Annotated in this window: 20 protein-coding genes and 7 tRNA genes; 1 reads left to right on the top strand and 26 read right to left on the bottom strand. The window is 45.6% G+C overall.

What is annotated here, in order from left to right:
• Positions 1 to 23: 23 nt before the first annotated feature.
• From NL645_RS09090 to pncC, 13 genes are all read right to left on the bottom strand, one after another.
• Positions 24 to 100: transfer RNA gene (locus tag NL645_RS09090), tRNA-Arg, on the bottom strand.
• A 52-nt stretch (positions 101 to 152) separates the two neighbouring features.
• A tRNA-Arg gene (locus NL645_RS09085) sits at positions 153 to 229 on the bottom strand.
• Between the two features lie 52 nt (positions 230 to 281).
• A tRNA-Arg gene (locus NL645_RS09080) sits at positions 282 to 358 on the bottom strand.
• Positions 359 to 413: 55 nt separating this feature from the next.
• Positions 414 to 490, bottom strand: a tRNA-Arg gene (locus NL645_RS09075).
• Positions 491 to 575: 85 nt separating this feature from the next.
• Positions 576 to 667 (bottom strand) — tRNA-Ser (locus tag NL645_RS09070).
• Between the two features lie 29 nt (positions 668 to 696).
• A tRNA-Arg gene (locus NL645_RS09065) sits at positions 697 to 773 on the bottom strand.
• Between the two features lie 32 nt (positions 774 to 805).
• Positions 806 to 897 (bottom strand) — tRNA-Ser (locus tag NL645_RS09060).
• A 334-nt stretch (positions 898 to 1,231) separates the two neighbouring features.
• A complete protein-coding gene (csrA, locus tag NL645_RS09055; protein WP_004415691.1) occupies positions 1,232 to 1,429 on the bottom strand; it encodes a carbon storage regulator CsrA in 198 nt (65 codons plus the stop codon).
• 92 nt (positions 1,430 to 1,521) lie between these two features.
• Positions 1,522 to 2,709 carry an aspartate kinase gene (locus NL645_RS09050; protein WP_253651602.1) on the bottom strand — a complete coding sequence of 396 codons (1,188 nt, stop codon included), beginning with the start codon at positions 2,707 to 2,709 and terminating at the stop codon, positions 1,522 to 1,524.
• Positions 2,710 to 2,921: 212 nt separating this feature from the next.
• Positions 2,922 to 5,504 carry an alanine--tRNA ligase gene (gene alaS, locus NL645_RS09045; protein ID WP_005393870.1) on the bottom strand — a complete coding sequence of 861 codons (2,583 nt, stop codon included), beginning with the start codon at positions 5,502 to 5,504 and terminating at the stop codon, positions 2,922 to 2,924.
• Positions 5,505 to 5,646: 142 nt separating this feature from the next.
• Positions 5,647 to 6,114 carry a recombination regulator RecX gene (gene recX, locus NL645_RS09040; protein WP_253651601.1) on the bottom strand — a complete coding sequence of 156 codons (468 nt, stop codon included), beginning with the start codon at positions 6,112 to 6,114 and terminating at the stop codon, positions 5,647 to 5,649.
• Positions 6,115 to 6,243: 129 nt separating this feature from the next.
• A complete protein-coding gene (gene recA / locus NL645_RS09035; protein ID WP_005393872.1) occupies positions 6,244 to 7,287 on the bottom strand; it encodes a recombinase RecA in 1,044 nt (347 codons plus the stop codon).
• 200 nt (positions 7,288 to 7,487) lie between these two features.
• The gene (gene pncC, locus NL645_RS09030) at positions 7,488 to 7,970 is read right to left on the bottom strand and encodes a nicotinamide-nucleotide amidase (protein ID WP_053809176.1); all 483 of its coding nucleotides are present in this window, start codon (positions 7,968 to 7,970) and stop codon (positions 7,488 to 7,490) included.
• 84 nt (positions 7,971 to 8,054) lie between these two features.
• On the opposite strand from pncC, the gene mutS reads away from it, so the two are divergent.
• Complete coding sequence (gene mutS, locus NL645_RS09025) at positions 8,055 to 10,616, top strand: DNA mismatch repair protein MutS (protein ID WP_006743294.1); 2,562 nt, start codon at positions 8,055 to 8,057, stop codon at positions 10,614 to 10,616.
• 82 nt (positions 10,617 to 10,698) lie between these two features.
• On the opposite strand, the gene rpoS is transcribed toward mutS, so the two are convergent.
• The 13 genes from rpoS to rlmD form a co-directional block, all read right to left on the bottom strand.
• Positions 10,699 to 11,685 (bottom strand): RNA polymerase sigma factor RpoS, encoded by a 987-nt coding sequence (gene rpoS, locus NL645_RS09020; RefSeq protein ID WP_253651600.1) that lies wholly within the window; start codon positions 11,683 to 11,685, stop codon positions 10,699 to 10,701.
• Between the two features lie 80 nt (positions 11,686 to 11,765).
• The gene (locus NL645_RS09015; RefSeq protein WP_006743295.1) at positions 11,766 to 12,689 is read right to left on the bottom strand and encodes a peptidoglycan DD-metalloendopeptidase family protein; all 924 of its coding nucleotides are present in this window, start codon (positions 12,687 to 12,689) and stop codon (positions 11,766 to 11,768) included.
• A 13-nt stretch (positions 12,690 to 12,702) separates the two neighbouring features.
• Complete coding sequence (locus NL645_RS09010; RefSeq protein WP_046875091.1) at positions 12,703 to 13,329, bottom strand: protein-L-isoaspartate(D-aspartate) O-methyltransferase; 627 nt, start codon at positions 13,327 to 13,329, stop codon at positions 12,703 to 12,705.
• The gene (gene surE / locus NL645_RS09005; protein WP_029824259.1) at positions 13,329 to 14,105 is read right to left on the bottom strand and encodes a 5'/3'-nucleotidase SurE; all 777 of its coding nucleotides are present in this window, start codon (positions 14,103 to 14,105) and stop codon (positions 13,329 to 13,331) included. The genes NL645_RS09010 and surE overlap by 1 nt, the downstream gene beginning before the upstream one ends.
• Positions 14,105 to 15,148, bottom strand: a complete 1,044-nt coding sequence (gene truD / locus NL645_RS09000; protein ID WP_253651599.1) for a tRNA pseudouridine(13) synthase TruD — start codon at positions 15,146 to 15,148, stop codon at positions 14,105 to 14,107. Before truD ends, surE begins: the two co-directional genes overlap by 1 nt.
• A gap of 46 nt (positions 15,149 to 15,194) precedes the next feature.
• The gene (ispF, locus tag NL645_RS08995; RefSeq protein ID WP_253651598.1) at positions 15,195 to 15,671 is read right to left on the bottom strand and encodes a 2-C-methyl-D-erythritol 2,4-cyclodiphosphate synthase; all 477 of its coding nucleotides are present in this window, start codon (positions 15,669 to 15,671) and stop codon (positions 15,195 to 15,197) included.
• A gap of 17 nt (positions 15,672 to 15,688) precedes the next feature.
• Positions 15,689 to 16,393 carry a 2-C-methyl-D-erythritol 4-phosphate cytidylyltransferase gene (gene ispD, locus NL645_RS08990; protein WP_047008818.1) on the bottom strand — a complete coding sequence of 235 codons (705 nt, stop codon included), beginning with the start codon at positions 16,391 to 16,393 and terminating at the stop codon, positions 15,689 to 15,691.
• Between the two features lies 1 nt (position 16,394).
• Complete coding sequence (ftsB, locus tag NL645_RS08985; RefSeq protein ID WP_005380907.1) at positions 16,395 to 16,676, bottom strand: cell division protein FtsB; 282 nt, start codon at positions 16,674 to 16,676, stop codon at positions 16,395 to 16,397.
• Between the two features lie 392 nt (positions 16,677 to 17,068).
• Entirely contained in the window at positions 17,069 to 18,370 is a 1,302-nt protein-coding gene (gene eno / locus NL645_RS08980; RefSeq protein ID WP_005383785.1) for a phosphopyruvate hydratase, read from the bottom strand.
• A 78-nt stretch (positions 18,371 to 18,448) separates the two neighbouring features.
• On the bottom strand, positions 18,449 to 20,089 hold the full coding sequence (locus tag NL645_RS08975) for a CTP synthase (RefSeq protein ID WP_005393892.1): 1,641 nt from the start codon (positions 20,087 to 20,089) through the stop codon (positions 18,449 to 18,451).
• A gap of 211 nt (positions 20,090 to 20,300) precedes the next feature.
• Positions 20,301 to 21,098 (bottom strand): nucleoside triphosphate pyrophosphohydrolase, encoded by a 798-nt coding sequence (gene mazG, locus NL645_RS08970; protein WP_104969796.1) that lies wholly within the window; start codon positions 21,096 to 21,098, stop codon positions 20,301 to 20,303.
• 209 nt (positions 21,099 to 21,307) lie between these two features.
• Positions 21,308 to 23,527 carry a GTP diphosphokinase gene (gene relA, locus NL645_RS08965; RefSeq protein WP_005393896.1) on the bottom strand — a complete coding sequence of 740 codons (2,220 nt, stop codon included), beginning with the start codon at positions 23,525 to 23,527 and terminating at the stop codon, positions 21,308 to 21,310.
• Positions 23,528 to 23,650: 123 nt separating this feature from the next.
• A complete protein-coding gene (gene rlmD / locus NL645_RS08960; RefSeq protein WP_253651597.1) occupies positions 23,651 to 24,970 on the bottom strand; it encodes a 23S rRNA (uracil(1939)-C(5))-methyltransferase RlmD in 1,320 nt (439 codons plus the stop codon).
• Between the last annotated feature and the right edge of the window lie 28 nt (positions 24,971 to 24,998).

Here is a 24,998-nt window from a genome sequence, read left to right as displayed (position 1 = left end):
TCAGGGCAATACCCTTTAATAAGTGGCGCGTCCTGGAGGATTCGAACCTCCGACCGCCTGGTTCGTAGCCAGGTACTCTATCCAGCTGAGCTAAGGACGCGCAGTTTTCGATATCAACTTTCGTCAACATCAGGGCATTACCCTTTAATAAGTGGCGCGTCCTGGAGGATTCGAACCTCCGACCGCCTGGTTCGTAGCCAGGTACTCTATCCAGCTGAGCTAAGGACGCGCAGTTTTCGACATCAACTTTCGTCAATATCAGGGCAATACCCTTTAATAAGTGGCGCGTCCTGGAGGATTCGAACCTCCGACCGCCTGGTTCGTAGCCAGGTACTCTATCCAGCTGAGCTAAGGACGCGCAATAATCTTATTTTACTTTGTATAACCCGTTTATCAAACGAATTATTAAATAGTGGCGCGTCCTGGAGGATTCGAACCTCCGACCGCCTGGTTCGTAGCCAGGTACTCTATCCAGCTGAGCTAAGGACGCGCAGATCTTCTTGCTAGGAAGTTGTGAAGCAAATCACATTCATTTCTTACGAAACAAAAAAAAGGCCATCGGGCCAGTCAATGAATGGCGGTGAAGGAGGGATTCGAACCCTCGATACGGGATAAACCGTATACTCCCTTAGCAGGGGAGCGCCTTCAGCCTCTCGGCCACCTCACCGTTTTCATTGTTATATCTCAAAAGAGATATGGCGCGTCCTGGAGGATTCGAACCTCCGACCGCCTGGTTCGTAGCCAGGTACTCTATCCAGCTGAGCTAAGGACGCACTCTTTTGTTGATTTCTCAACGTTGCAAGAATGGCGGTGAGGGAGGGATTCGAACCCTCGATACGGGATAAACCGTATACTCCCTTAGCAGGGGAGCGCCTTCAGCCTCTCGGCCACCTCACCGTCTTGCGGAGGCACATATTACGTTTTACCGAAAATATGTCAAACACTTTCTTTGAAAAAATCCACGAAACTGACTTAACCGTTGCTGATTTAATCAAAGTGACTATTAAACGAACTTTACCACTCTATTATGATGAAAAAAAGAGAGTCTTCTCTGAAAAAAAGACATTTATTTTCAAACAACTTCCTGGTGTTCGATTCAACAATATTGACGGATTCACGGCCACACTCAACACAATGGTTTCCGCAAATCTTCAAAAACATTAAAGACTAAAAAGGCCAACCCTTCGGTTAGCCTTTTTCATTCAAACTAAGCTCTGTAAACAGGAGCGACTTAGTAGTTACCTGAAGCAACGTTGCCATTGCCTTTTTCAGCTTGAATGCGCATGTAGATTTCTTCACGGTGAACTGAAACCTCTTTCGGAGCGTTAACGCCGATACGTACTTGGTTACCTTTCACACCTAGTACAGTTACAGTCACTTCATCACCAATCATCAGTGTTTCGCCTACGCGGCGAGTCAAAATTAGCATTCTTTGCTCCTTGAGTAATCTCTAAATTTTCTTGCTACAAAGCTATTATCCAACAAAAGTTATATTTTCGTAAACTACCTTGTTAGCGAAAATCAGCCTAAAAAGGCATGTTTTTGTTGAATGTTTAATGCTTCACTAGACGTAATGTAAGCATCATGCAGAATGTTTGCTGCTGTATCCACACATTCGGGTGCTAAAACTAGCATCATAGTGAGTGCATTCGTTGCGCTGAAATTGATCTCAATATCTCGCTTTGCCAACAAATCGCATGCGTGCTCTACCATTCCATTGGCCTCAAGCCCCACTGCGGTCAACAGGCTTACCACTTCACTATTACGGATTTTGTCGCTGAACACCAGATCGAACTTGGCACATGCATCTTGTTTTATCATGATACCTGCCCGTTCTGCTTCCTCGATCACATTCCAAATGTCTATACCCAACATCTGACATTGTTTTGTAGCACTAGATAAATGTTCTTTATCGACTTCGATAATGGCAAGGTCACGTTGAATGGCTATACCAGAGACGGCTTGATTGCCTGACTCCCCCTTAACCAAACTGCCTTCATTAACATCAAATGTCGAAAGCACGCGTAGTGGCACATTATTCTTCCATGCAAATTGCACTGAAGGTAAATGTAATACTTTTGCGCCTCGGCTTGCCATCGCTTCCATTGAAGGAAAATCGATAACCGCCAATTTGCGCGCATTTTTCACTATACGTGGGTCACAAGTATAAATACCATCAACGTCGGTAAAGATTTGACACTCGTCAGCGCGCAATGCGCCCGCCAGTGCCACAGCGCTCGTATCTGAGCCACCTCGACCTAATGTGGTGATATCCCCATTCTCATTCACACCTTGAAAGCCCGCAACAATCACGATTTGGTCTTGCTCAAGCAATCCCATAATTGTCGTGGTATCAATGTGTTTAATCGTTGCGTCATTGTGTTGATTATCCGTCACAATATTCGCCTGTGCTCCGGTAAGCGAGCGCGCAGCATGACCCATTTTATTCAAAGTCATGGCTAACAGTGCCATTGACACTTGCTCACCAGCAGAGAGCAAAACATCAAGTTCTCGAGCTGTAGGTACGCTATCTATCTGTTTAGCGAGATCCATCAGTCTGTTTGTTTCGCCTGACATTGCAGACACGACAACAACAACTTGATTGCCATCATTTTTCGCCTTAATGATGTGTTCAGCGACTTGGTGGATTCTTTCAATTGAACCCACAGAGGTTCCGCCAAACTTTTGCACGATAAGGGGCTTTTTCACCAGTCTTCACCTTCCCAAGACCGAAGTCTCTTTAGAACTGCTTACATCTTAAATATTTCCTTTGAGAAAAATTATATAAGCAGTAGTTACAACAAAAACCAAGCAGCTTAAATGACTCGGTTAACTTTTGGTCAATTAAACCACTTGGTTGCTAAAAAAAATTACGCTCAATCAAAGAAACTTGATTGAGCGTAATTTTATTAGTTAAGAGCTTATAAACGCTCTTCTAGCCAAGGCTGAACTGTTTTGATTGCCTCTGGTAGTGCTGAAACATCAGTACCACCGGCTTGAGCCATGTCTGGACGACCACCGCCCTTACCACCGACTTGCTCTGCAACCATTTTAACCAGATCACCTGCTTTTACTTTACCAGTGAGATCTTTAGTCACACCAGCAATCAAGCCAACCTTGTCACCCGTTACGTTTGCAAGCAGTACAACACCAGAACCCATTTGATTCTTGATGTCATCAACCATGGTACGTAGGTTCTTGCTATCAGCACCTTCAAGGGCCGCAACTAGAACTTTTGTGCCATTTACTTCAACCGCTTTGCCCATGATGTTAGCGCTTTCTGCGGCTGCCATCTTATCTTTTAGCTTCTGCACTTCTTTTTCTAGTGCTTTTGCTTTCTGTGCAGATTCTGCCAGTTTCTCTTCGTACTTCGCATTTTGAGCTTCAATAGCGTCTAATGCCGCCTCGCCTGTTACCGCTTCAATACGACGAATACCAGCTGCGATACCGCTTTCTGATGTGATTTTGAATAGACCAATATCACCCGTGCTTGATGCGTGAATACCACCACAAAGCTCAGTAGAGAAGTCACCCATAGACAACACGCGAACTTCGTCATCGTACTTCTCACCAAACAATGCCATTGCGCCTTTCTTCTTAGCAGACTCAATATCCATCACATTGGTTTCAATCGTGTGGTTACGACGAATTTGTGCGTTTACTAGACGCTCAACTTCTTTCAGTTCTGCTGCAGTTACTGCCTCTAGGTGTGAGAAGTCGAAACGTAGGCTGTCAGCTTTCACTAGTGAGCCTTTCTGCGTTACGTGCTCACCAAGAACTTGGCGTAGTGCTGCGTGTAGCAAGTGCGTCGCTGAGTGGTTAAGAGAGATAGCTGCGCGACGCTCTGCGTCAACGATAGTTGCCACTTCGTCACCTTTCGCTAGCACGCCTTCTGCCATTACACCGTGGTGTGCGATTGCGTTACCGAGTTTTTGAGTGTCTTCAACGCGGAATACACCAGACTCAGTACGGATTTCACCCGCGTCACCACACTGACCGCCTGACTCTGCGTAGAATGGCGTTTCACCAAGCACGATGATGGCTTTATCGCCTGCAGATAGTGAATCTACTTCGTTGCCTTCAACAAACATCGCAGCGACTGAACTAGAACCTTTAGTACCTGTGTAACCACAGAATTCTGTTTGCGTATCAACTTTGATTGCTGCGTTATAATCTGTACCGAATTGACCAGCTTCACGCGCACGTTGACGCTGCTCTTCCATCGCTTTTTCGAAACCCTCTTCGTCGATCGCGAACTCACGCTCACGTGCAACGTCGTTAGTGAGGTCTGCTGGGAAGCCGTAAGTATCGTAAAGCTTGAATACCGTTTCGCCGTCTAGCACTTTGCCATCTAGATTATCTAATGCTTCGTTAAGAATTACCATACCGCGCTCAAGTGTACGACCGAAGTTTTCTTCTTCGATACGCAGCACTTTTTCAACCACTGCTTGTTGACGCTTCAGCTCTTCGCCTGCTGTACCCATTACTTCTGCTAATACGCCAACAAGCTTATAGAAGAATGCACCTTGTGCACCTAGCTTGTTACCATGACGTACGGCACGACGAATGATACGACGTAGTACGTAACCACGACCTTCGTTTGAAGGCATCACACCATCAACAATCAAGAATGAACATGAACGGATGTGGTCAGCAATAACGCGTAGCGATTGGTTCGATAGATCTTCATAACCAATGACTTCAGCCGCTGCTTTGATAAGAGTTTGGAATACATCGATTTCGTAGTTTGAGTGAACGCCTTGCATGATTGCAGAGATACGCTCGATACCCATACCAGTATCTACCGATGGTTTTGGTAGCGGTTCCATAGTGCCGTCTGCGTGACGGTTGAACTGCATGAATACGTTGTTCCAGATCTCGATGAAACGGTCACCATCTTCTTCAGGCGTGCCAGGACGACCACCCCAGATGTGTTCACCGTGATCGTAGAAGATTTCAGTACATGGACCACAAGGACCAGTGTCGCCCATTTGCCAGAAGTTATCAGACTCGTAAGGCTTGCCACCTTCTTTGTCACCAATGCGCACGATACGATCAGCAGGCACGCCAACTTTTTTGTTCCAGATGTCGAATGCTTCGTCATCGGTTTCGTAAACGGTTACCAATAGACGATCCGCAGGCAGTTTAAGAACTTCGGTTAGGAATTCCCAAGCAAATGAAATCGCATCTTCTTTGAAGTAGTCGCCAAAGCTGAAGTTGCCTAGCATTTCAAAGAATGTGTGGTGACGAGCGGTAAAGCCAACATTTTCCAGGTCGTTGTGTTTACCACCAGCACGTACACAACGCTGAGCCGTAGTCGCTCGAGTATAGGCTCGTTTTTCTAAGCCTAAGAAACAATCTTTAAATTGGTTCATACCTGCGTTTGTGAACAGCAGGGTTGGGTCGTTATGTGGAACTAACGATGAACTTTCTACGATTTGGTGTCCTTTGCTTTCAAAGAACTTGAGGAACGCGTTACGAACCTCGTCAGTGCTCATGTACATGCAGCTCTTCCTGAAAATAGTCGAGTTAGAATTTTGCCGTATTGTAGATCATGCAAACAGCTGAGACTAGTTTTCTTGAGGAAAAGAGGGAGCAGAAGAAAAAATTTGAAGCAAAACAAAAATCAGCGCAATTGGATCAACGCTAATCTTGGTCTTCAAAGGCAAACGCATAGCTAATTTGGTCGAAACTGTAGCCTCGGTATTGTAGAAAACGGACTTGTTTTGCGTATTCTTTTTGGTCCTTGGCTTTGACGCCTTTAAATTTCTTTTCTGCCGCCTGCTTAGCAAGTTCAAACCAGTCTTGCGGTTCTTCAGCCATGGCTTGCTCAATCACCGATTCCGCAACACGTTTCTGGTTTAACTCTTGGCGAATTCGACGCTCTCCATGTCCTTTGTATACATGCTGCCGAATTTGGCTCTTCGCATAACGTAAATCATCTAAATAGTTATGGTCTAAGCAAAAATTAATCGCGATTTCGATGTCTGATGCTTCATAGCCTTTCATCGACAATTTTTGGTACAGCTCATACTGACCATGATCGCGACGGCTAAGCAGTTGGATAGCCGCCTCTTTGCTCGATAATGTTGGTGTCTGGCGCTTTTGGTACATGGTGATCCTAAAAGTATTTTTGCTGTACAGACTCTCAATGGCCTTTGTGATGATTCGGATTTTTGATGTCAATAGATACAACAAAGCCCCGCATTGCAGGGCTTTATCACTTTTTAATCTGTGAAGGGATTAAAACTCTTCAGCTTGCTCAGGCGCCTCGCCTGCTTCAGGAGCTTCCGCAAGGGCTGGCGCTAACAACATTTCACGTAATTTAGTATCGATAGTTTTAGCCACTTCAGGATGCTCACGTAGGTAGTTGCACGCGTTCGCTTTACCTTGACCAATCTTATCGCCTTGGTAGCTGTACCAAGCACCAGCTTTTTCAACCAGTTTGTGCTTCACGCCTAGATCTACTAGTTCACCTTCGCGGTTAAAGCCTTGGCCGTACATGATTTGCGTATTGGCTTCTTTAAACGGTGCAGCAATCTTGTTCTTAACTACTTTGATGCGAGTTTCGTTACCAACGACTTCGTCACCTTCTTTGATTGCGCCAGTACGACGAATATCAAGACGAACAGAAGCGTAGAATTTAAGTGCGTTACCACCCGTGGTCGTTTCTGGGTTACCGAACATCACACCAATCTTCATACGGATTTGGTTGATGAAGATACACATACAGTTAGACTGTTTTAGGTTACCAGTTAGCTTACGCATCGCTTGAGAAAGCATACGAGCCTGTAGACCCATGTGGCTGTCGCCCATTTCGCCTTCAATTTCTGCTTTTGGTGTTAGCGCCGCAACTGAGTCAACAACCATTACGTCGATAGCGCCAGAGCGAGCTAGTGCATCACAAATCTCTAGTGCTTGCTCACCAGTGTCTGGCTGAGAAACCAAGAGCGCATCGATATCAACACCAAGTTTCTTCGCGTAGACAGGATCCAGAGCGTGCTCTGCATCGATAAACGCACAAGTTTTACCTTCACGTTGCGCAGCAGCGATAAGCTCAAGCGTTAGTGTTGTTTTACCTGAAGATTCTGGACCGTAGACTTCTACGATACGACCCATTGGCAGACCACCTGCACCCAAAGCGATATCAAGAGAAAGAGAGCCTGTTGAGATGGTTTCTACGTCCATTGCTCGGTTATCACCAAGGCGCATGATAGAGCCTTTACCGAATTGCTTTTCAATTTGACCTAGCGCAGCGGCGAGCGCTTTCTGTTTGTTCTCGTCCATTACTTTCTCCGATTTATTCATCTTCTTTGGGCGACGAATAGTAATTCATTTTTCTTAAGCAGCTAACCTGCTCAGCAATGAAAGTTATTATACTGTTGATTCATACAGTGTCTATACCTGTATAGAAAAAATTTAGTTCACGGCTTCTAAGGATTTGCTCCAGCCCTTATCAATTCTGGGCTAAGACAGTGTAAGAAATTCTAAATTAAATGTTGATGCAATCGAGTCAATGCATGCATCACCGCTTGTTGACGAACTTCCGCCCTGTCACCAGAAAAATGCATGGTCTCAACAAAGAGCCAGTCGTGCTTATCCGCAAAAGCAAAGCAGACGGTTCCAACCGGCTTTTCATCAGTGCCTCCCCCCGGTCCAGCAACACCACTGATGGAAACCCCAATAGTGGCATTCGAGTGTTGAAGCGCACCTTGCACCATTTCAATCACAACAGGCTCACTCACGGCACCATGTTCCTCTAAGGTTTCCACTCTCACACCCAGCATTTCCATTTTGGCTTCGTTGCTGTAAGTGACAAAAGCTCTATCTAACCAACCTGAGCTGCCTGCAATATCAGTAATAGCGGTCGCAACACCGCCACCCGTGCACGATTCTGCCGTCGTTAAAACATGACCATACTTTGCCAGTAATGCGCCTAAATCTGCGCTCAATTTTGTTGTTTTTTCCATAGCCAAAATGCCCTTTGTCTCTTTTTACTTGATAGGGATTCACGTATCCTAAGCCGCTACGGAAATAAACAAAAGAACTTACCTGTGAAAGCTGAACAAAAACACACTCCGATGATGCAGCAATACCTCAAGCTAAAAGCTGAGAACCCTGAGATTTTGCTGTTCTACCGCATGGGCGATTTCTACGAACTCTTTTACGATGATGCAAAGCGAGCGTCCCAACTGCTTGATATTTCGCTAACTAAGCGCGGTTCGTCAGCTGGAGAGCCTATTCCTATGGCGGGAGTGCCATTTCACGCAGTAGAAGGCTATCTAGCAAAACTTGTTCAGCTTGGTGAATCAGTCGCAATCTGCGAACAAATTGGCGATCCAGCCACCAGCAAAGGTCCGGTAGAACGTAAAGTTGTACGTATCGTGACACCAGGTACTGTGACGGATGAAGCACTGCTTTCTGAGCGTGTCGATAACTTAATCGCAGCCATTTACCATCACAACGGTAAGTTCGGTTATGCGACGCTGGATGTCACTTCTGGTCGCTTCCAACTGACAGAACCAGAAACCGAAGAAGCGATGACAGCCGAGCTTCAGCGTACCGCACCACGTGAGCTACTATTCCCAGAAGATTTTGAACCTGTACATTTAATGGCGAGCCGCAATGGTAACCGTCGTCGCCCAGTATGGGAGTTTGAGCTTGATACGGCTAAGCAACAACTCAATCAACAGTTTGGCACTAAAGATCTGGTTGGTTTTGGCGTAGAACATGCGTCCTTAGGGTTATGTGCTGCTGGTTGTTTGATCCAGTATGTGAAAGATACGCAACGCACTGCTTTGCCTCATATTCGCTCTTTAACGTTTGATCATCAGGACCAATCCGTCATCCTTGATGCCGCTACCCGACGCAACCTGGAAATTACTCAAAATCTAGCAGGTGGAACCGATAACACACTCGCTGCGGTACTCGACCATTGTGCGACGCCGATGGGCAGCCGAATGCTGAAGCGTTGGTTACATCAGCCTATGCGTTGCATTGAAACGTTAAACAATCGTCTTGATGCGATTGGTGAGATTAAAGAACAAGCGCTGTTTGCCGATCTTCAACCAACGTTAAAACAAATTGGTGATATTGAACGTATCTTAGCACGCCTTGCACTGCGCTCTGCTCGCCCTCGCGATATGGCTAGACTTCGCAATGCCATGCAGCAGCTACCAGAGCTAGAATCTGTAACCGCTTCTTTGACCCATCCATATCTAGCAAAACTGGCGCAATACGCAGCTCCGATTGACGAAGTATGTGATCTGTTAGAGCGTGCAATTAAAGAAAATCCGCCAGTTGTTATTCGTGATGGTGGTGTGATCGCTGAAGGCTATAATGCCGAGCTCGATGAATGGCGCAAATTAGCAGACGGTGCAACAGAATACCTTGAGCAGCTTGAGCGAGATGAGCGTGAACGACACGGCATCGATACGCTTAAAGTCGGCTACAACAACGTACATGGCTTCTTTATCCAAGTGAGCCGTGGCCAGAGCCATTTGGTTCCGCCGCACTATGTACGTCGCCAAACACTAAAAAATGCCGAACGCTATATCATCCCAGAGCTTAAAGAGCACGAAGACAAAGTACTTAACTCGAAATCGAAAGCGCTGGCACTTGAAAAGCAGCTGTGGGAAGAACTGTTTGATCTATTGATGCCAAATCTGGAGAAGCTGCAGAATTTAGCTTCTGCTCTGTCTCAACTCGATGTACTACAAAACCTAGCAGAGCGTGCAGATTCGTTGGATTACTGCCGACCAACGCTTGTGAAAGACGCTGGCATTCACATTCAAGCGGGTCGTCACCCAGTCGTAGAGCAAGTAACAACAGAACCGTTCATCGCGAACCCAATAGAGCTTAACCCAGCACGTAAAATGTTAATCATCACCGGTCCAAACATGGGTGGTAAATCCACTTACATGCGTCAAACTGCGCTGATTGCATTGATGGCACATATCGGCTCTTATGTACCTGCAGAATCTGCACAAATTGGTTCTTTAGATCGTATATTTACTCGTATTGGAGCGTCAGATGATCTTGCATCTGGTCGTTCGACCTTCATGGTAGAAATGACGGAAACCGCTAATATTCTGCACAATGCAACTAAAAACAGTTTAGTGCTAATGGATGAAATCGGTCGCGGTACCAGTACTTACGATGGCCTATCTTTAGCTTGGGCAAGTGCGGAATGGCTCGCAACACAAATTGGTGCGATGACACTATTTGCAACTCACTACTTCGAATTGACAGAGTTGCCAAACCAACTGCCAAACTTAGCGAACGTTCACTTGGATGCCGTAGAGCATGGAGACAGCATTGCCTTTATGCACGCAGTTCAAGAAGGTGCGGCAAGTAAGTCTTACGGCCTAGCTGTTGCGGGCTTAGCAGGTGTACCAAAAACGGTTATCAAAAATGCGCGTAACAAGCTATCTCAGCTAGAGCAACTAGGGCAAAACAGTGACGCACCACGTCCAAGTGCAGTAGATGTGGCTAACCAATTGAGTCTAATTCCAGAACCTAGCGAGATCGAACAAGCCTTATCTGGTATTGATCCTGATGATTTGACTCCACGCCAAGCACTTGAAGAGTTGTATCGTTTGAAGAAGATGCTTTAAATCGATTCACTTAAGCGAGCGCAAAAGAAAAAAGGCTATGGATAACCATAGCCTTTCGCATATCTACTGAAGTACGGATTATTTAATCATCTTCGACGTTAAATAAGTTTTCCATATTCAAACGTTGCTTGATTAAAACCTCACGAAGACGACGTAAACCTTCTACTTGGATTTGACGTACACGCTCACGTGTCAAACCAATCTCTCGACCAACTTCTTCAAGCGTCGAAGGCTCATAGCCTAGAAGACCAAAACGTCGTGCAAGTACTTCTTTCTGTTTTGGATTCAACTCTTCTAACCAATGAATCAGCGATGATTTGATATCGTCATCTTGAGTCGAGACTTCTGGATCGGAGTTGTTTGCGTCGGGAATAATATCCAACAGCGCTTTTTCACCGTCACCACCGATTGGTGTGTCGACAGAACTGATACGCTCATTGAGACGTAGCATTTTGCTTACATCTTCGACTGGAATATCTAACTGAGCAGCAATTTCTTCTGCGGTAGGTTCGTGATCGAGCTTCTGAGAAAGTTCACGCGCAGTACGCAGATAAATGTTCAGCTCTTTCACGACATGAATAGGTAGACGGATCGTACGAGTTTGGTTCATCAACGCACGTTCGATCGTTTGTCGGATCCACCAGGTCGCATAAGTAGAGAAGCGGAAACCACGCTCTGGATCGAACTTCTCGACCGCACGGATCAAACCAAGGTTACCTTCTTCAATCAGATCGAGTAGTGCTAGACCTCGATTACTGTATCGACGAGAGATCTTGACCACCAAACGTAGGTTACTTTCGATCATACGTTTACGTGCCGCTTCGTCGCCACGCAGGGCTCGTCGAGCATAAAGCACTTCTTCTTCGGCAGTAAGTAGAGGTGAGAAGCCAATTTCACCTAGATACAACTGAGTTGCGTCTAAGCTTTTACTGCTCGCGTCAAATTCTTCACGCGCAGCCGTTTTGCTTTCTGTGGATGATGATTTTTCGAGTTCGTTATCAATGGTCTTCACTGACGCATTGTCAAATGCAAACTCTTCAACTTTGGTTACTGTGTTGCTGATACTCATAACGCCTCCCCCTGGCGAGTTAGCAAGACATGACAACTCAATATGTCGCTAAATGATGTCGCAAGTTGTTTTTCAAAGTTTTAAGGCAAATAGCGTTTTGGATTCACCGATTTACCTTGATAGCGGATTTCAAAGTGTAGCTTGACTGATTTAGCACCGGAACTACCCATGGTGGCGATTTTCTGTCCGCTTTTTACACTTTGTCCTTCTGATACCAGCAGTTTGTCATTATGTGCATAGGCGCTTAAATAATTGTCGTTATGCTTTACTATAATTAAGTTGCCATAACCTCGTAGCGCATTGCCTGAATAAACAACGGTGCCGGCTGCGGTTGAAACGATAGGTTGACCACGCTGTCCTGCGATGTCAATACCTTTATTTCCCTGTTCTCCCGCCGAAAAGTTCTTGATTACTCTCCCTTTTGTCGGCCACAACCACTTAGAAACTTTATCACTCTTCGCCGTGGTAACTGGCGCTTTTTGCTTCACTTTTTGGTTATCTTTTGAACCAACATACTCCTTTGTTTTCGATTGTTCAACCTTCTTTGGAGGCTGTTTTTGTACGACTTTAGGCTTAGTCTCTGTAGGTTTTTGACTAGAGTTTTTACTTGAAGTTTTCGGTTTAGAGGCTGTTGATGTTTTCGTCACTGGGGCTGGTGGCGTCGTAACAACAGGAACCACAACGGGTTCAACTTTTTGGCCATATTTAGGGGCGACATATTTCGGAGCCCAAAGTTTTAGCCTCTGTCCAGGGTAGATGGTGTAAGGCTGAGTTAACTCATTGTAACGGACAAGATCATTTACATCTTTATCTGTGACATAAGCTATGAAGTAAAGTGTATCGCCTTTTTTTACCTCATAATAACTCCCTCTGTAACTTCCTCTTTCAAGGCTTGAATAGTCTTTCTTTAAGCTAGAGACAGGTGCAGGAGAATGCGCTGCACAACCAACTAGTCCTGCAGCAAACACAAAGCTAATACCAATATGACGTAATAACTTACTCACCTATCCCTAACCCTTAAGCTAAATCACCCGCAACCAGAGGTACAAATCGAACCATTTCCACAACAGTAGAGAGATATTCATCTCCCTTACGTTCAATTTTTAGTAACTGTTGCTCCTTATCTCCAACAGGAATCACCATCTTACCGCCATCTTTTAATTGTGCGAGAAGTGCTTGGGGGATCACTTCTGCGGCTGCGGTAACAATGATGGCATCGAAAGGACCACGAGCTTCCCAGCCTTGCCACCCATCAGCATGCTTGGTTGAAACATTGTAGATATCCAATTGTTTCAGACGGCGTTTTGCTTCCCATTGCAACGATTTAATTCGCTCAACGGAGTATACATGGTCAACAATTTGCGCCAGTACTGCGGTTTGATAACCGGAACCCGTTCCGATTTCCAGTACGTGACTCGTTGGCTCTAGTTCGAGTAACTCGGTCATACGAGCAACAATATAAGGTTGAGAAATAGTTTGTCCCTGACCAATCGGTAACGCATTGTTATCGTAGGCTTGGTGCATCATCGCTTGAGAGACAAAGCTTTCTCGTGGTAAGCGTTGGATAGCATCCAGAACTCTTTGGTCTTTGATGCCACTGGAGATAAGAAACGCTATCAACCTGTCAGCATGTGGGTTACTCATTACTTCTCTTCCTTTAACCAACTATCCATTGCACGCAGCGACTCATGAGCAGTGAGGTCTACTTGCATTGGGGTAATAGAAACTCGACCGTGCTCAATCGCATAAAAGTCGGTACCTTCACCCGCATCTTGTTCTTTCCCCGGAGGCCCTAACCAATAGATATCATGCCCACGCGGATCTTTCTGCTTGATCATATTCTCTGCGTGATGACGAGCACCTAAACGGGTCACTTCGATTTCACCAAGACTCTCGAGAGGCAAATCAGGTACATTCACATTCAACAAACGGTTGGTTGGGATTGGCGCTGCCAAGTGTTGCTCAACCAACTGTCGAGCAATTTTAGCAGCCGACTCAAAATGACGTTTACCAACCAGTGAAAACGCAATGGCCTGCACGCCAAGAAAGTGCCCTTCCATTGCAGCAGCGACGGTACCAGAATACAGAACGTCATCTCCCAGATTTGCACCATGATTAATGCCAGATAATACAAGATCTGGCAGGTCATCTTTCATCAGCTCATTTAGAGCAAAATGAACGCAATCTGTCGGTGTCCCTTGAACCGAATAAGTATTGGGAGCAATTTCTGTGACTCGCAGAGGCTGTTCCAAAGTCAATGAGTTTGATGCACCAGAACGATTTCGGTCTGGGGCAACAATGATCACTTCCGCGATGCTTCTCAGCTCATCCGCTAACGCGTGAATTCCTTGAGCATGCACACCGTCGTCATTACTAATTAGAATTCTTAAAGGTTTTGTATTTAGTGAATCCAGTTCCATTAGTATTCTCTTTCTACTTTGACCTCATTCACCAACTCACGAACAATGGATGTGGCAAAAGAGCCTGCATCGAGTGAGAAGGTCAACGTAATATTGTTACCTTCAACGTTCCAAGCTAAGTCTTTTGGTTTGAGTGCGATTTCACGACGATCGTGACGCATACGATTACCACGGATCAGAGCCATTAAATCAGGTTCTTCATCAATAAATGGTTGTTCTAATGCAAGTGCATCAGCTTGGGTCGGTAACGCATTATCACCCGCTAAAGCGGCAGTAATCTCAACGTCACTCAATGCAAGCTTGTTTTGCATATCAGCAAGGTTATTCGCATCAACAGCCAACAATCCTTGTGATGTCTGTGCGATGTCACCATCGATGAATTTATCAAACACACCATTTTCTAGACGAGCAGAAACGATGCGGTTGAAGATCCATGAACGCGCGGCAGACAGGTACATGCTGCGTTTGTTTTGGTTACGCGTACGAACGTTTTCTCGTCCCCATCGACGTGCTTCTTCAAGGTTGTTGCCATCATTACCAAAACGCTGACTACCAAAGTAGTTTGGCACACCAACTTGTTTCACTTTTTCAAGGCGTTGCTCTACATCTTCAACGTCAGTCACTTCAGACAAAGTGACAACAAACTCGTTCCCTATTAAGTCTCCAGGACGCAGTTTTTTGTTGTGTCGATCAGTCGCTAAGATCTCAATACTCGGATATTGAGCTAGGAATGCCGAGAAATCCGGCGTTTCCCCTTTCGGTAAATGGACACTCAGCCACTGTTCCGTCACCGCATGGCGGTCTTTAAGTCCTGCCCAGCTAACGTCTTTCGACTTTACGCCACAAGCTTTCGCCAGCTCATTCGCAACAAAACTGGTATTTTCCCCAGTTTTTCGAATGCGCACCATTAGGTGCTCGCCTTCGCCCGTAAAGGCAAAACCTAAATCCTCACGAACCTGAAAATGTTCTGGTTGCGCTTTGATTTTTGCCGATGCAACAGGCTTACCCGTTAGATAAGCCAATGAAGATAAAATATCTGACATGATGTTTTTCCGCTGTTTACACAGCATTAAGGAGCAAGTTGGTTAGTTATTGCTTGAACAGAAGCACCACGGCTTCCGTTGCAATGCCTTCTTTGCGTCCAGTAAAACCGAGACGCTCTGTCGTCGTCGCTTTTACGTTAATGTTACTAATATCGGTTTCTAGGTCTTCCGCAATCGCCGCGCACATCGCGTCAATATGAGGGGCCATCTTAGGTGCTTGTGCCATGATGGTGACATCAGCATTACCAAGGCGGTAGCCTTGCTCTTTGACACGACGATATACATCTTTCAACAATTCGCGGCTATTAGCCCCTTTCCATTTATCGTCGGTATCCGGGAAGTGACGACCAATATCACCCGCAGCAATCGCCCCGAGTAGCGCATCAGTCAAAGCATGAAGAGCAACATCACCATCTGAGTGGGCTACTAAGCCCTGCTCGTAAGGGATAACAACACCACCGATAATGACCGGGCCTTCACCACCAAATTTATGCACGTCAAAACCGTGACCAATTCGAATCATTTTTTATCCTTTCTTTTTTAGCCGCGCTCACGGCTCAGATAAAACTCGGCTAACGCGAGATCTTCTGGCTGAGTAATTTTTATGTTATTCGCATTACCCTGGACTAAAGCAGGCGTTTCGCCCAACCACTCTAAAGCCGATGCTTCATCCGTGATGGCTACGCCTTGTTCTAATGCGTCAGCCAGTGCTCGAGTCAGTTGTTGAGTTTTAAACATTTGTGGAGTTAATGCATGCCACAATGCTTCTCTCTCTACCGTATGACCGATATCTTGTGCTACGTTTGCTCGCTTCATTGTGTCTCTCACTGGAGATGCGAGGATGCCACCCGTTGGGTGAGCGCAGCAAACATCAATCAAACGGTCAATGTCGGATGTTAATACACATGGCCTTGCAGCGTCGTGGACCAATACCCACTCGCTTTCCAGATGTTCATTGACATAGTTTAGCCCTGAAAGTACGGAATCAGCGCGCTCTTTGCCACCCGCGACTTGAATTACATCGGGATGGTTCGCGATGGTTAACTCAGGGAAATAAGGGTCACCTTCGGTAATGGCGACAACCACTTTCGAAATTCGTGGGTGCGACAGCAACTTTTCTACAGTGTGTTCCAGCACCGCTTTTCCGTCGATCAATAAATATTGCTTAGGGCGGTCAGCCTTCATTCGACTACCGACACCGGCAGCAGGAACAATTGCGACATGCGATGAGTTCACATCCAACATTTTAATGATTTTCCTCACCTATAATGCGGTAGAAAGTCTCGCCATCTTTAACTAAACCAAGCTCATGACGCGCACGTTCTTCAATCGCATCAAGACCTTGCCTTAAGTCATCAATCTCAGCAAACATTTCATTATTGCGAGCTTGTAGCTTGCTGTTCACTTGTTGCTGAACTTCAATTTCATCTTTTACTGTGTAGTAGTCAGACACTCCATTTTTACCAAACCATAGAGTGTATTGAAGCAAGCCAAACAGTAGCGTAAGGGCTATAACAAAGATTCGCATATCGCTGCTAACATTCTGTACCGGAAGGAATTAGATAAGGTGACATATATAGCATAAATGCGAGGTTGCCTCTAGGGGAGAAAGGGAGACTCACACGCTCCTTACAAGAAATAAGCAGCAAAATGAAACAAAGACATATGAAGCTATTCTTAGCACTCACCAAAGTAAAACCAAGAAATACAAGCCTATAGATACAAAAACACCCCGCAAAATCAGGGTATTTCAAAGCTTTAATCTAAGCGGTTAATCCAATGAAGAACTAAGCTTGAACTTCTTTAAGACCGCTTCTTTGAAACATGGAGGAGCGTGCTCATCGCTCTTAAATAAAAAAACGCCCCACCGAAGTGGAGCGTTTCTAGAAAGTTATTTAGCTAAACTTATTCAATTAAGAATTAAGCTTGACCTTTAACTTCTTTAAGACCGTTGAAAGGAGCGCGCTCACCTAGAGCTTCCTCGATACGGATTAGTTGGTTGTACTTAGCAACACGGTCAGAACGGCTCATAGAACCAGTTTTGATTTGACCTGCAGCAGTACCTACCGCTAGATCAGCGATAGTTGCATCTTCAGTTTCGCCAGAACGGTGAGAGATTACTGCTGTGTAACCTGCGTCTTTAGCCATCTTGATTGCAGCTAGAGTCTCAGTTAGAGAACCGATTTGGTTGAACTTGATAAGGATAGAGTTAGCTACGCCTTTCTCGATACCTTCAGCAAGGATCTTAGTGTTAGTAACGAATAGGTCGTCACCTACTAGTTGAAGTTTGTCACCTAGTAGTTCAGTTTGGTGCTTGAAGCCATCCCAGTCAGACTCGTCTAGACCGTCTTCGATAGAAACGATTGGGAATTGGTTAGCTAGCTCAGCTAGGTAGTGGTTGAACTCTTCAGAAGTGAAAGTTTTACCTTCGCCTTTCATGTTGTAGATGCCAGCTTCTTTGTCGAAGAACTCAGATGCTGCACAGTCCATAGCTAGAGTAACGTCTTTACCTAGTTCGTAACCAGCAGCTGCAACAGCTTCTGCGATAACTTCTAGAGCTTCAGCGTTAGATTTAAGGTTAGGAGCGAAACCACCTTCGTCACCAACTGCAGTGCTGTAGCCTTTAGACTTAAGAACTTTAGCTAGGTTGTGGAATACTTCTGCACCGATACGTAGACCTTCTTTAAGAGTCTTAGCACCAACTGGTTGGATCATAAACTCTTGGATGTCAACGTTGTTGTCTGCGTGCTCACCACCGTTGATGATGTTCATCATTGGTAGAGGCATAGAGAACTGACCAGCTGTACCGTTTAGTTCAGCGATGTGCTCGTATAGAGGCATGCCTTTCGCTGCAGCAGCAGCTTTAGCGTTTGCTAGAGAAACAGCTAGGATAGCGTTAGCACCGAATTTAGATTTGTTTTCAGTGCCGTCTAGTTCGATCATTACTGCGTCGATTGCAGCTTGGTCTTTAGCGTCTTTGCCAACTAGAGCTTCAGCGATTGGGCCGTTTACAGCTTCAACTGCTTTAAGAACACCTTTACCTAGGAAACGTGCTTTGTCACCGTCACGTAGCTCAAGAGCTTCGCGAGAACCAGTAGATGCGCCAGATGGAGCTGCCGCCATACCTACGAAACCGCCTTCTAGGTGTACTTCAGCTTCTACAGTTGGGTTACCACGTGAGTCGATGATTTCACGACCTAGAACTTTAACGATCTTAGACATTAATGTTTCCTCTCGTTTCAAATATAAATGTCAATTTTAAAGGGCAGCAGCACAACCTTCGCCGCCGCCCGTATCCTTTTACTTCTCGAATTCGCCGCGTGCGTTTTGGCCCGCAGCCTTAACGAAACCTGCAAACAATGGGTGGCCATCGCGAGGAGTCGATGTGAATTCTGGGTGGAACTGAGCCGCTACAAACCATGGGTGAGCTGGGTTCTCAATCATTTCCACTAACTTCTTGTCCGCTGATAGGCCAGAAACTTTCAGACCTGCTTTTTCGATTTGCGGACGAAGCACATTATTCACTTCGTAACGGTGACGGTGACGTTCATGGATCGTCGCGCTACCGTAAAGTTCACGAGCTTTCGTACCTTTCTCTAGGTGACATAGCTGTGAACCAAGACGCATCGTACCACCTAGGTCAGACTTTTCAGTACGCTCTTCTACGTTACCTGACTCGTCTACCCACTCTGTGATCAAACCTACCACAGGGTACTTAGTCTCTTTGTTAAATTCTGTTGAATGTGCACCTTCCATACCCGCAACGTTACGCGCGTATTCAATTAGTGCAACTTGCATACCCAAACAAATACCTAGGTAAGGCACATTGTTTTCACGTGCGTATTGAGCTGCACGGATCTTGCCTTCAATACCACGATCGCCGAAGCCACCTGGTACTAGGATCGCGTCTAAGCCTTCTAGCAGCTCAACACCTTTTGTTTCGATATCTTGTGAGTCTACATACTTAATTGTGACACTTAGACGGTTTTTCAAGCCAGCGTGTTTAAGCGCTTCGTTCACAGACTTGTATGCATCTGGCAATTCAGTGTATTTACCAACCATACCGATGGTTACTTCACCAGTAGGATTTGCTTCTTCGTAAATAACCTGTTCCCACTCAGAAAGGTCAGCTTCAGGAGCTGTGATGCCAAAGCGAGCACACACAAGATCATCTAGACCTTGAGACTTGATCAATTGAGGAATCTTGTAGATAGAATCTACGTCCTTCATTGAAATTACTGCTTTTTCTGGAACATTACAGAATAGTGCGATTTTCTTACGTTCATTCGCTGGAATAACGCGGTCGCTACGGCAAACTAGGATATCTGGCTGAATACCGATAGATAGAAGTTCTTTTACAGAGTGTTGAGTTGGCTTAGTTTTCACTTCGCCCGCTGCCGCTAGGTAAGGAACAAGTGTTAGGTGCATGAACATTGCGCGCTCACGGCCTAGTTCAACGGCTAGCTGACGAATCGCTTCCATAAATGGTAGTGATTCGATATCACCAACGGTACCGCCAACTTCAACGATAGCCACATCATGGCCTTCAGAGCCAGCAATTACACGGTCTTTGATCGCGTTAGTGATGTGAGGGATAACTTGAATAGTTGCGCCTAGGTAGTCACCACGACGTTCTTTACGAAGTACGTCGGCATAAACACGACCTGCAGTAAAGTTGTTACGCTTGGTCATCTTGGTACGGATGAAACGCTCGTAGTGACCAAGGTCAAGGTCAGTCTCTGCGCCATCTTCTGTAACGAACACTTCACCGTGCTGAGTAGGGCTCATTGTGCCCGGGTCAACGTTGATGTAAGGGTCAAGCTTCATCATAGTCACTTTAAGACCACGAGCTTCTAGAATAGCCGCAAGAGATGCTGCTGCAATACCTTTACCTAGAGAGGATACAACCCCGCCAGTAACAAAAATGTAATTTGTCGTCATGTTTAACCTGAAATTGGTTGAATGAGGGAAATGGAGTGCTTCTGGACGGGAGATAAATATACCAGAAGCTCCTTACCGCCACAACGTGAAATCTATCACACCGTAATTTTTTATTTTTTGCTTCAAATCAAAGTGAGCAAAGACAAACCAACGTCCGTTTTCGTGTTAAGAGGCAAACTGTCCTCATATTGTATATTCCGCTTATTTTCCCCTATCTCGACTCTTCTCGCTTTACTTCATCCCAGAAATCGTCGAGCTCTGATAAAGAACAATCTGTAAGCGCTTTGCCTGACTGCTGGACCTTTCCTTCAACTTGCTTAAAACGTCTCGCAAACTTTAAGTTTGCTTTCCCTAGTGCGACTTCTGGATTTTTATCAAGATGGCGTGCCAAATTGACGGTCGCAAATAGCAAATCACCGAGTTCCAACTCCACTTTTTCTTCATCAGGCTGAACTTGTAATGCTTCTTCCATGACTTCATCAATTTCTTCTCGCACCTTATCGACTACCGGGCCAAGAGAGTCCCAGTCAAATCCATATTTCGCACATTTTTTCTGTATCTTTGTAGCACGAGAAAGTGCCGGCAAAGAGTTTGGTATTGAGTCTAGGATACTTTCTTCCGCTTTGCCCACCTGCGCTTTTTCTTTTGCTTTTTCGGCTTCCCAGTTGGCGTTGATTTCCTCGTCCGATTCAAACTCAACATCTGAAAAAACATGAGGATGACGGCGAGTCAGTTTTTCATTCACGGTTTCGACGACATCCGAAAAGTCGAACAGCTCTTGCTCTTTCGCTAGCTGACTGTAAAAAATCACCTGAAACAACAAATCACCCAGCTCTTCTTTCAGATTTAGCCAATCACGATTCTGAATCGCATCCACCACTTCGTAGGTTTCTTCGATGGTGTGCGGAACGATGGTGTCAAAGGTTTGTTTTAAGTCCCAAGGGCAACCGTTTTCTGGGTCACGCAACTTCGCCATAATTTGTTCTAACTGTTCAATTGGATGACTCATTTTTTGTTCCTTTAAACCTTTCTACTAAAGAAAAAGGTGAGCAGTCAAAACCACTCACCTTCTACATTATATTTTCTCAGCAGCTTTCACTAAGTAATTGTTAATTTGACAAGGCAACAAGTTTTCGCGACTCCTGAGCATAGCTCGCCTATGTGATGGAGCAAGAAAACGCAGTTAACGCAGTAAAAGTGACAAGTACGACGTGAAAGTTAGCCGAGGCGTTTCACCGTCATCACATCCTTAATCTGCTCAACACGCTTCGAAACACGAGAAAGCACCTCAATATTGGTGACTTCTAGGTCAAAGTCCATGATGGCAAGTTGACGTCTGTAATCGACTCGGTTCTTCATACTGGTCACTTTGATCTTTTCGTTGGCGAACAGTGTCGTAATGTCTTTGAGTAGACCACCTCGCTCCATCGCTTCAACACGGACGGTGAGGATGTATGACCCGACGAAGCCGCTGCCCCAGACAGTATCGATGATACGCTCTGGCGCGTGATGGCGCAGTTCTTCTAGCTGTTCACAGTCACTACGGTGTACTGAAATCCCGCGGCCTTGCGTGATGTAACCACAGATATCGTCACCTGGAATTGGCTGACAGCAACGCGCTAGGTGCGTCATTAGGTTATCAACGCCTTCTACAACGACGGCGTCTTTTTTCGGTCGGCTTTGCGCTGGTGATTTGTGCTCTGCTTCTTGCAGTTTTTCCAGTGCTTGCTGGTCTTCTTCTTCTGCCGTTGGCTTGTTAACGAGCGCATTAATATGGTTAATGATTTGGTTGATACGCAAATCACCGCTACCAACACCAACGTAAAGCTCATCTGGTGTTTTGACGTTAAACCGTTTGAGAGCGTAATGCTCAGCATCTTTTAACGTTGCGCCAATTTTTGCTAACTCATGTTCAAGAATTTCACGACCCGCTTCGAGGTTCTTCTCACGGCTTTGCTTTCGGAACCAGGCGTTAATTTTGGCACGCGCGCGGCCAGAATGAACGAAGCCTAATGATGGGTTTAACCAGTCACGTGATGGGTTAGGTTCTTTCTGAGTGATAATCTCAACTTGATCACCCATATGTAATTTATGCGTGAACGGTACAATACGACCTCCGACTTTGGCGCCAATACAACGGTGTCCCACTTCGGAGTGAATATGGTAGGCAAAATCTAGCGGCGTTGCCCCCATAGGTAAATCGACAACATCGCCACGAGGCGTAAACGCATAGACGCGGTCATCAAAGACTTGGCTACGTAGCTCATCAAGCATTTCGCCAGAATCTGACATTTCTTCTTGCCAATCCAGTAGCTTACGCAGCCACGTGATCTTCTCATCATAACCGCTTCGGCTGCTTGCCCCTTCTTTATATTTCCAGTGCGCTGCAACACCCAGCTCCGACTCTTCATGCATTTGCTTGGTACGAATCTGGATCTCGATGGTTTTGCCTTCTGGCCCTAGAATTACGGTGTGGATCGATTGATAACCGTTTGGTTTAGGGTTAGCAACGTAGTCATCAAACTCGCTCGGTAGGTGCTTGTATTTGGTGTGAACTACGCCCAAAGCCGCGTAACAGTCTTGCAGTTTGTCTGCGATGATACGTACTGCTCGAACATCAAACAGCTCATCGAATGCCAAACTCTTCTTCTGCATTTTTCGCCAAATGCTGTAGATGTGCTTAGGTCGACCACTCACTTCGGCGTTAATACCTGACACTTCCATTTCGTGCGTGAGGTCTTCAACAAAGTCTTTGATGTACTGCTCACGAACGATGCGTCGCTCAGAAAGCTGCTTGGCAATTTGTTTGTAAGTTTCCGGCTGTTGGTAGCGGAAAGCGTAATCTTCAATTTCCCATTTCAGCTGACCGATACCTAATCGGTTTGCTAGCGGCGCATAGATGTTGGCACACTCTTTTGCCGCCGCACGTCGAACTTCATCAGGCGCTTTTTTAACTTCAATAAGGTTACAAATTCGTTCCGCGAGCTTGATAACCACGCAGCGGAAGTCATCCACCATGGCAAGCAGCATGCGGCGTACGTTATCTACCTGAGATGACGCTGCACTGCCCTCCATGTTGACGTTGAGTTGGCCAATAGCCGCCATTTCTTCAACGCCGTCGATTAATTTTATGATTTCTTTGCTGTATTTCTCTTCCAGAATTTCTCTGTTAAAAGCACCACTTGAAACCAAAGGAAACAGTTGTGCAGCCACTAAGGTGGCCTGATCCATAGACAAGGTGATCAAAATTTCGATCATTTCTCGTCCACGCCACAACAACAGTTCCGCTTGCTCGTTATCGGCTAATACCGTCTGGCAATCTCGATATACTTCGATTAAGCGTGAGGCTGTGTTTTTCTCTTGTCCTAGGCTAGCCACCCAGTTTTCGAGTTCAAACTGTTCATCTTGGTTTAAATGCGCGCTTCTTACCGCAACCATCTCATCATCCTAATTATTATATTCGTGTGGTTTGACTAACACCGTCCAGGTTAGTTCTTTTACCTGCGCGTAAACGCTGGCTTTATGACCACCCACCACAAATAAGGGGCCAAAGTCCTAAAGTTAGGACTTTTCAAACAATGCCATCGATTCTAGATGACTGGTATGAGGGAACATGTCCAGCATACCTAATTTAGTTAATTTATAGCCTTGCTCCATCAAGCTTTGGCTGTCCCTAGCAAGGGTAGCAGGATTACAAGAAACATAAACTACACGCTGTGCGCCAAGCTCAGAAACTTGATCGATGATCCCACTTGCCCCCGCGCGTGCTGGGTCTAACAGCACTTTATCAAACCGTTCTGCCGCCCAGACCTGCCCTTCAAAATCTTGCTCAAGGTTAGCGTGATAAAATTGCGCATTATTGATTTGGTTCAAGGATGCATTATTTGTAGCTTTTTCGACCATCTCTGCAACACCCTCGACACCAACCACGTGCTTAGCTAACTTCGCAATCGGTAAACTGAAGTTGCCTACGCCGCAGAACAAATCTAACACTCTGTCACTCTTTTGCGGGTCTAACCACTCAACCGCTTGCTTGACCATTTGTTGATTTACGGCTTGGTTCACTTGAATGAAATTATTTGGCGCAAAAGGAATTTTCACGCCAACCTCTTGATAAAAAGGCATATCACCTTCAACAAGGTTTAGCTGATCTGTTGCTGGCATTAAGTACAGCGATGCATTACGACGTTTTGCCAGCTCCGTTAGAGATTGAGTTTCACTCGCTGTCAGAGCACTCAAGTGACGCAACGTAATACACGGCCCATTATCACCAAGTACCAGCTCTACATGGCCCAATTGCTCCGGCTTTTTAAACGCTTTTAGTGCTGAATAAATCTCTGGAAGCAGAACGTTCAATTCCGGCGCCAGCACTGGGCAGTCGGTCACTTGCACGATTTGCTTACTCTGCTTTTTACGGAAACCAAAGTGCAATTGACGTGTTTTTTTATCGACAAATAAGCTCACTCGCGCACGACGACGATAGGCCAGTGAATCCCCTAATAATGGCGCATCAAGCTCGATATCATTGCCTGAAAATTTTCGCATCAGCTGACGCAGTGTTTGCTGTTTGTACGTCAATTGTTGGTCATAATCTAGATGTTGCAAATCACAGCCACCACACTCGTGGTAATGCGGACAAAATGGCTCCACGCGAGTGTCACTCGGCTTGAGAATCTTAATCAGTTTACCGCGAGCAAATTTACTTTTTTCTTCCACTAATTGTGTGACGACTTCTTCTCCCGGCAATGCGCCATCAATAAACAGCGGTTTTTTCTTTAGGTAAGCAATACCTGCGCCGTGGTGATCTAAACGCTCCACTTGCACCGCTTGATGACGAGTATTGAGTTGGGTTTTCTTTTTCGGTTGAAAGATGCGTGCCATGCTCTATGCCTGATTTATGTCTAATTGC

The sequence above is a fragment of the Vibrio sp. Y51_MX_L26 genome (assembly GCF_024181935.1).
In the GTDB taxonomy this organism is placed as follows: domain Bacteria; phylum Pseudomonadota; class Gammaproteobacteria; order Enterobacterales; family Vibrionaceae; genus Vibrio; species Vibrio diabolicus.
Note: the sequence above shows the minus strand (reverse complement) of the source record. Positions and strands in the feature narration are given on the sequence as shown.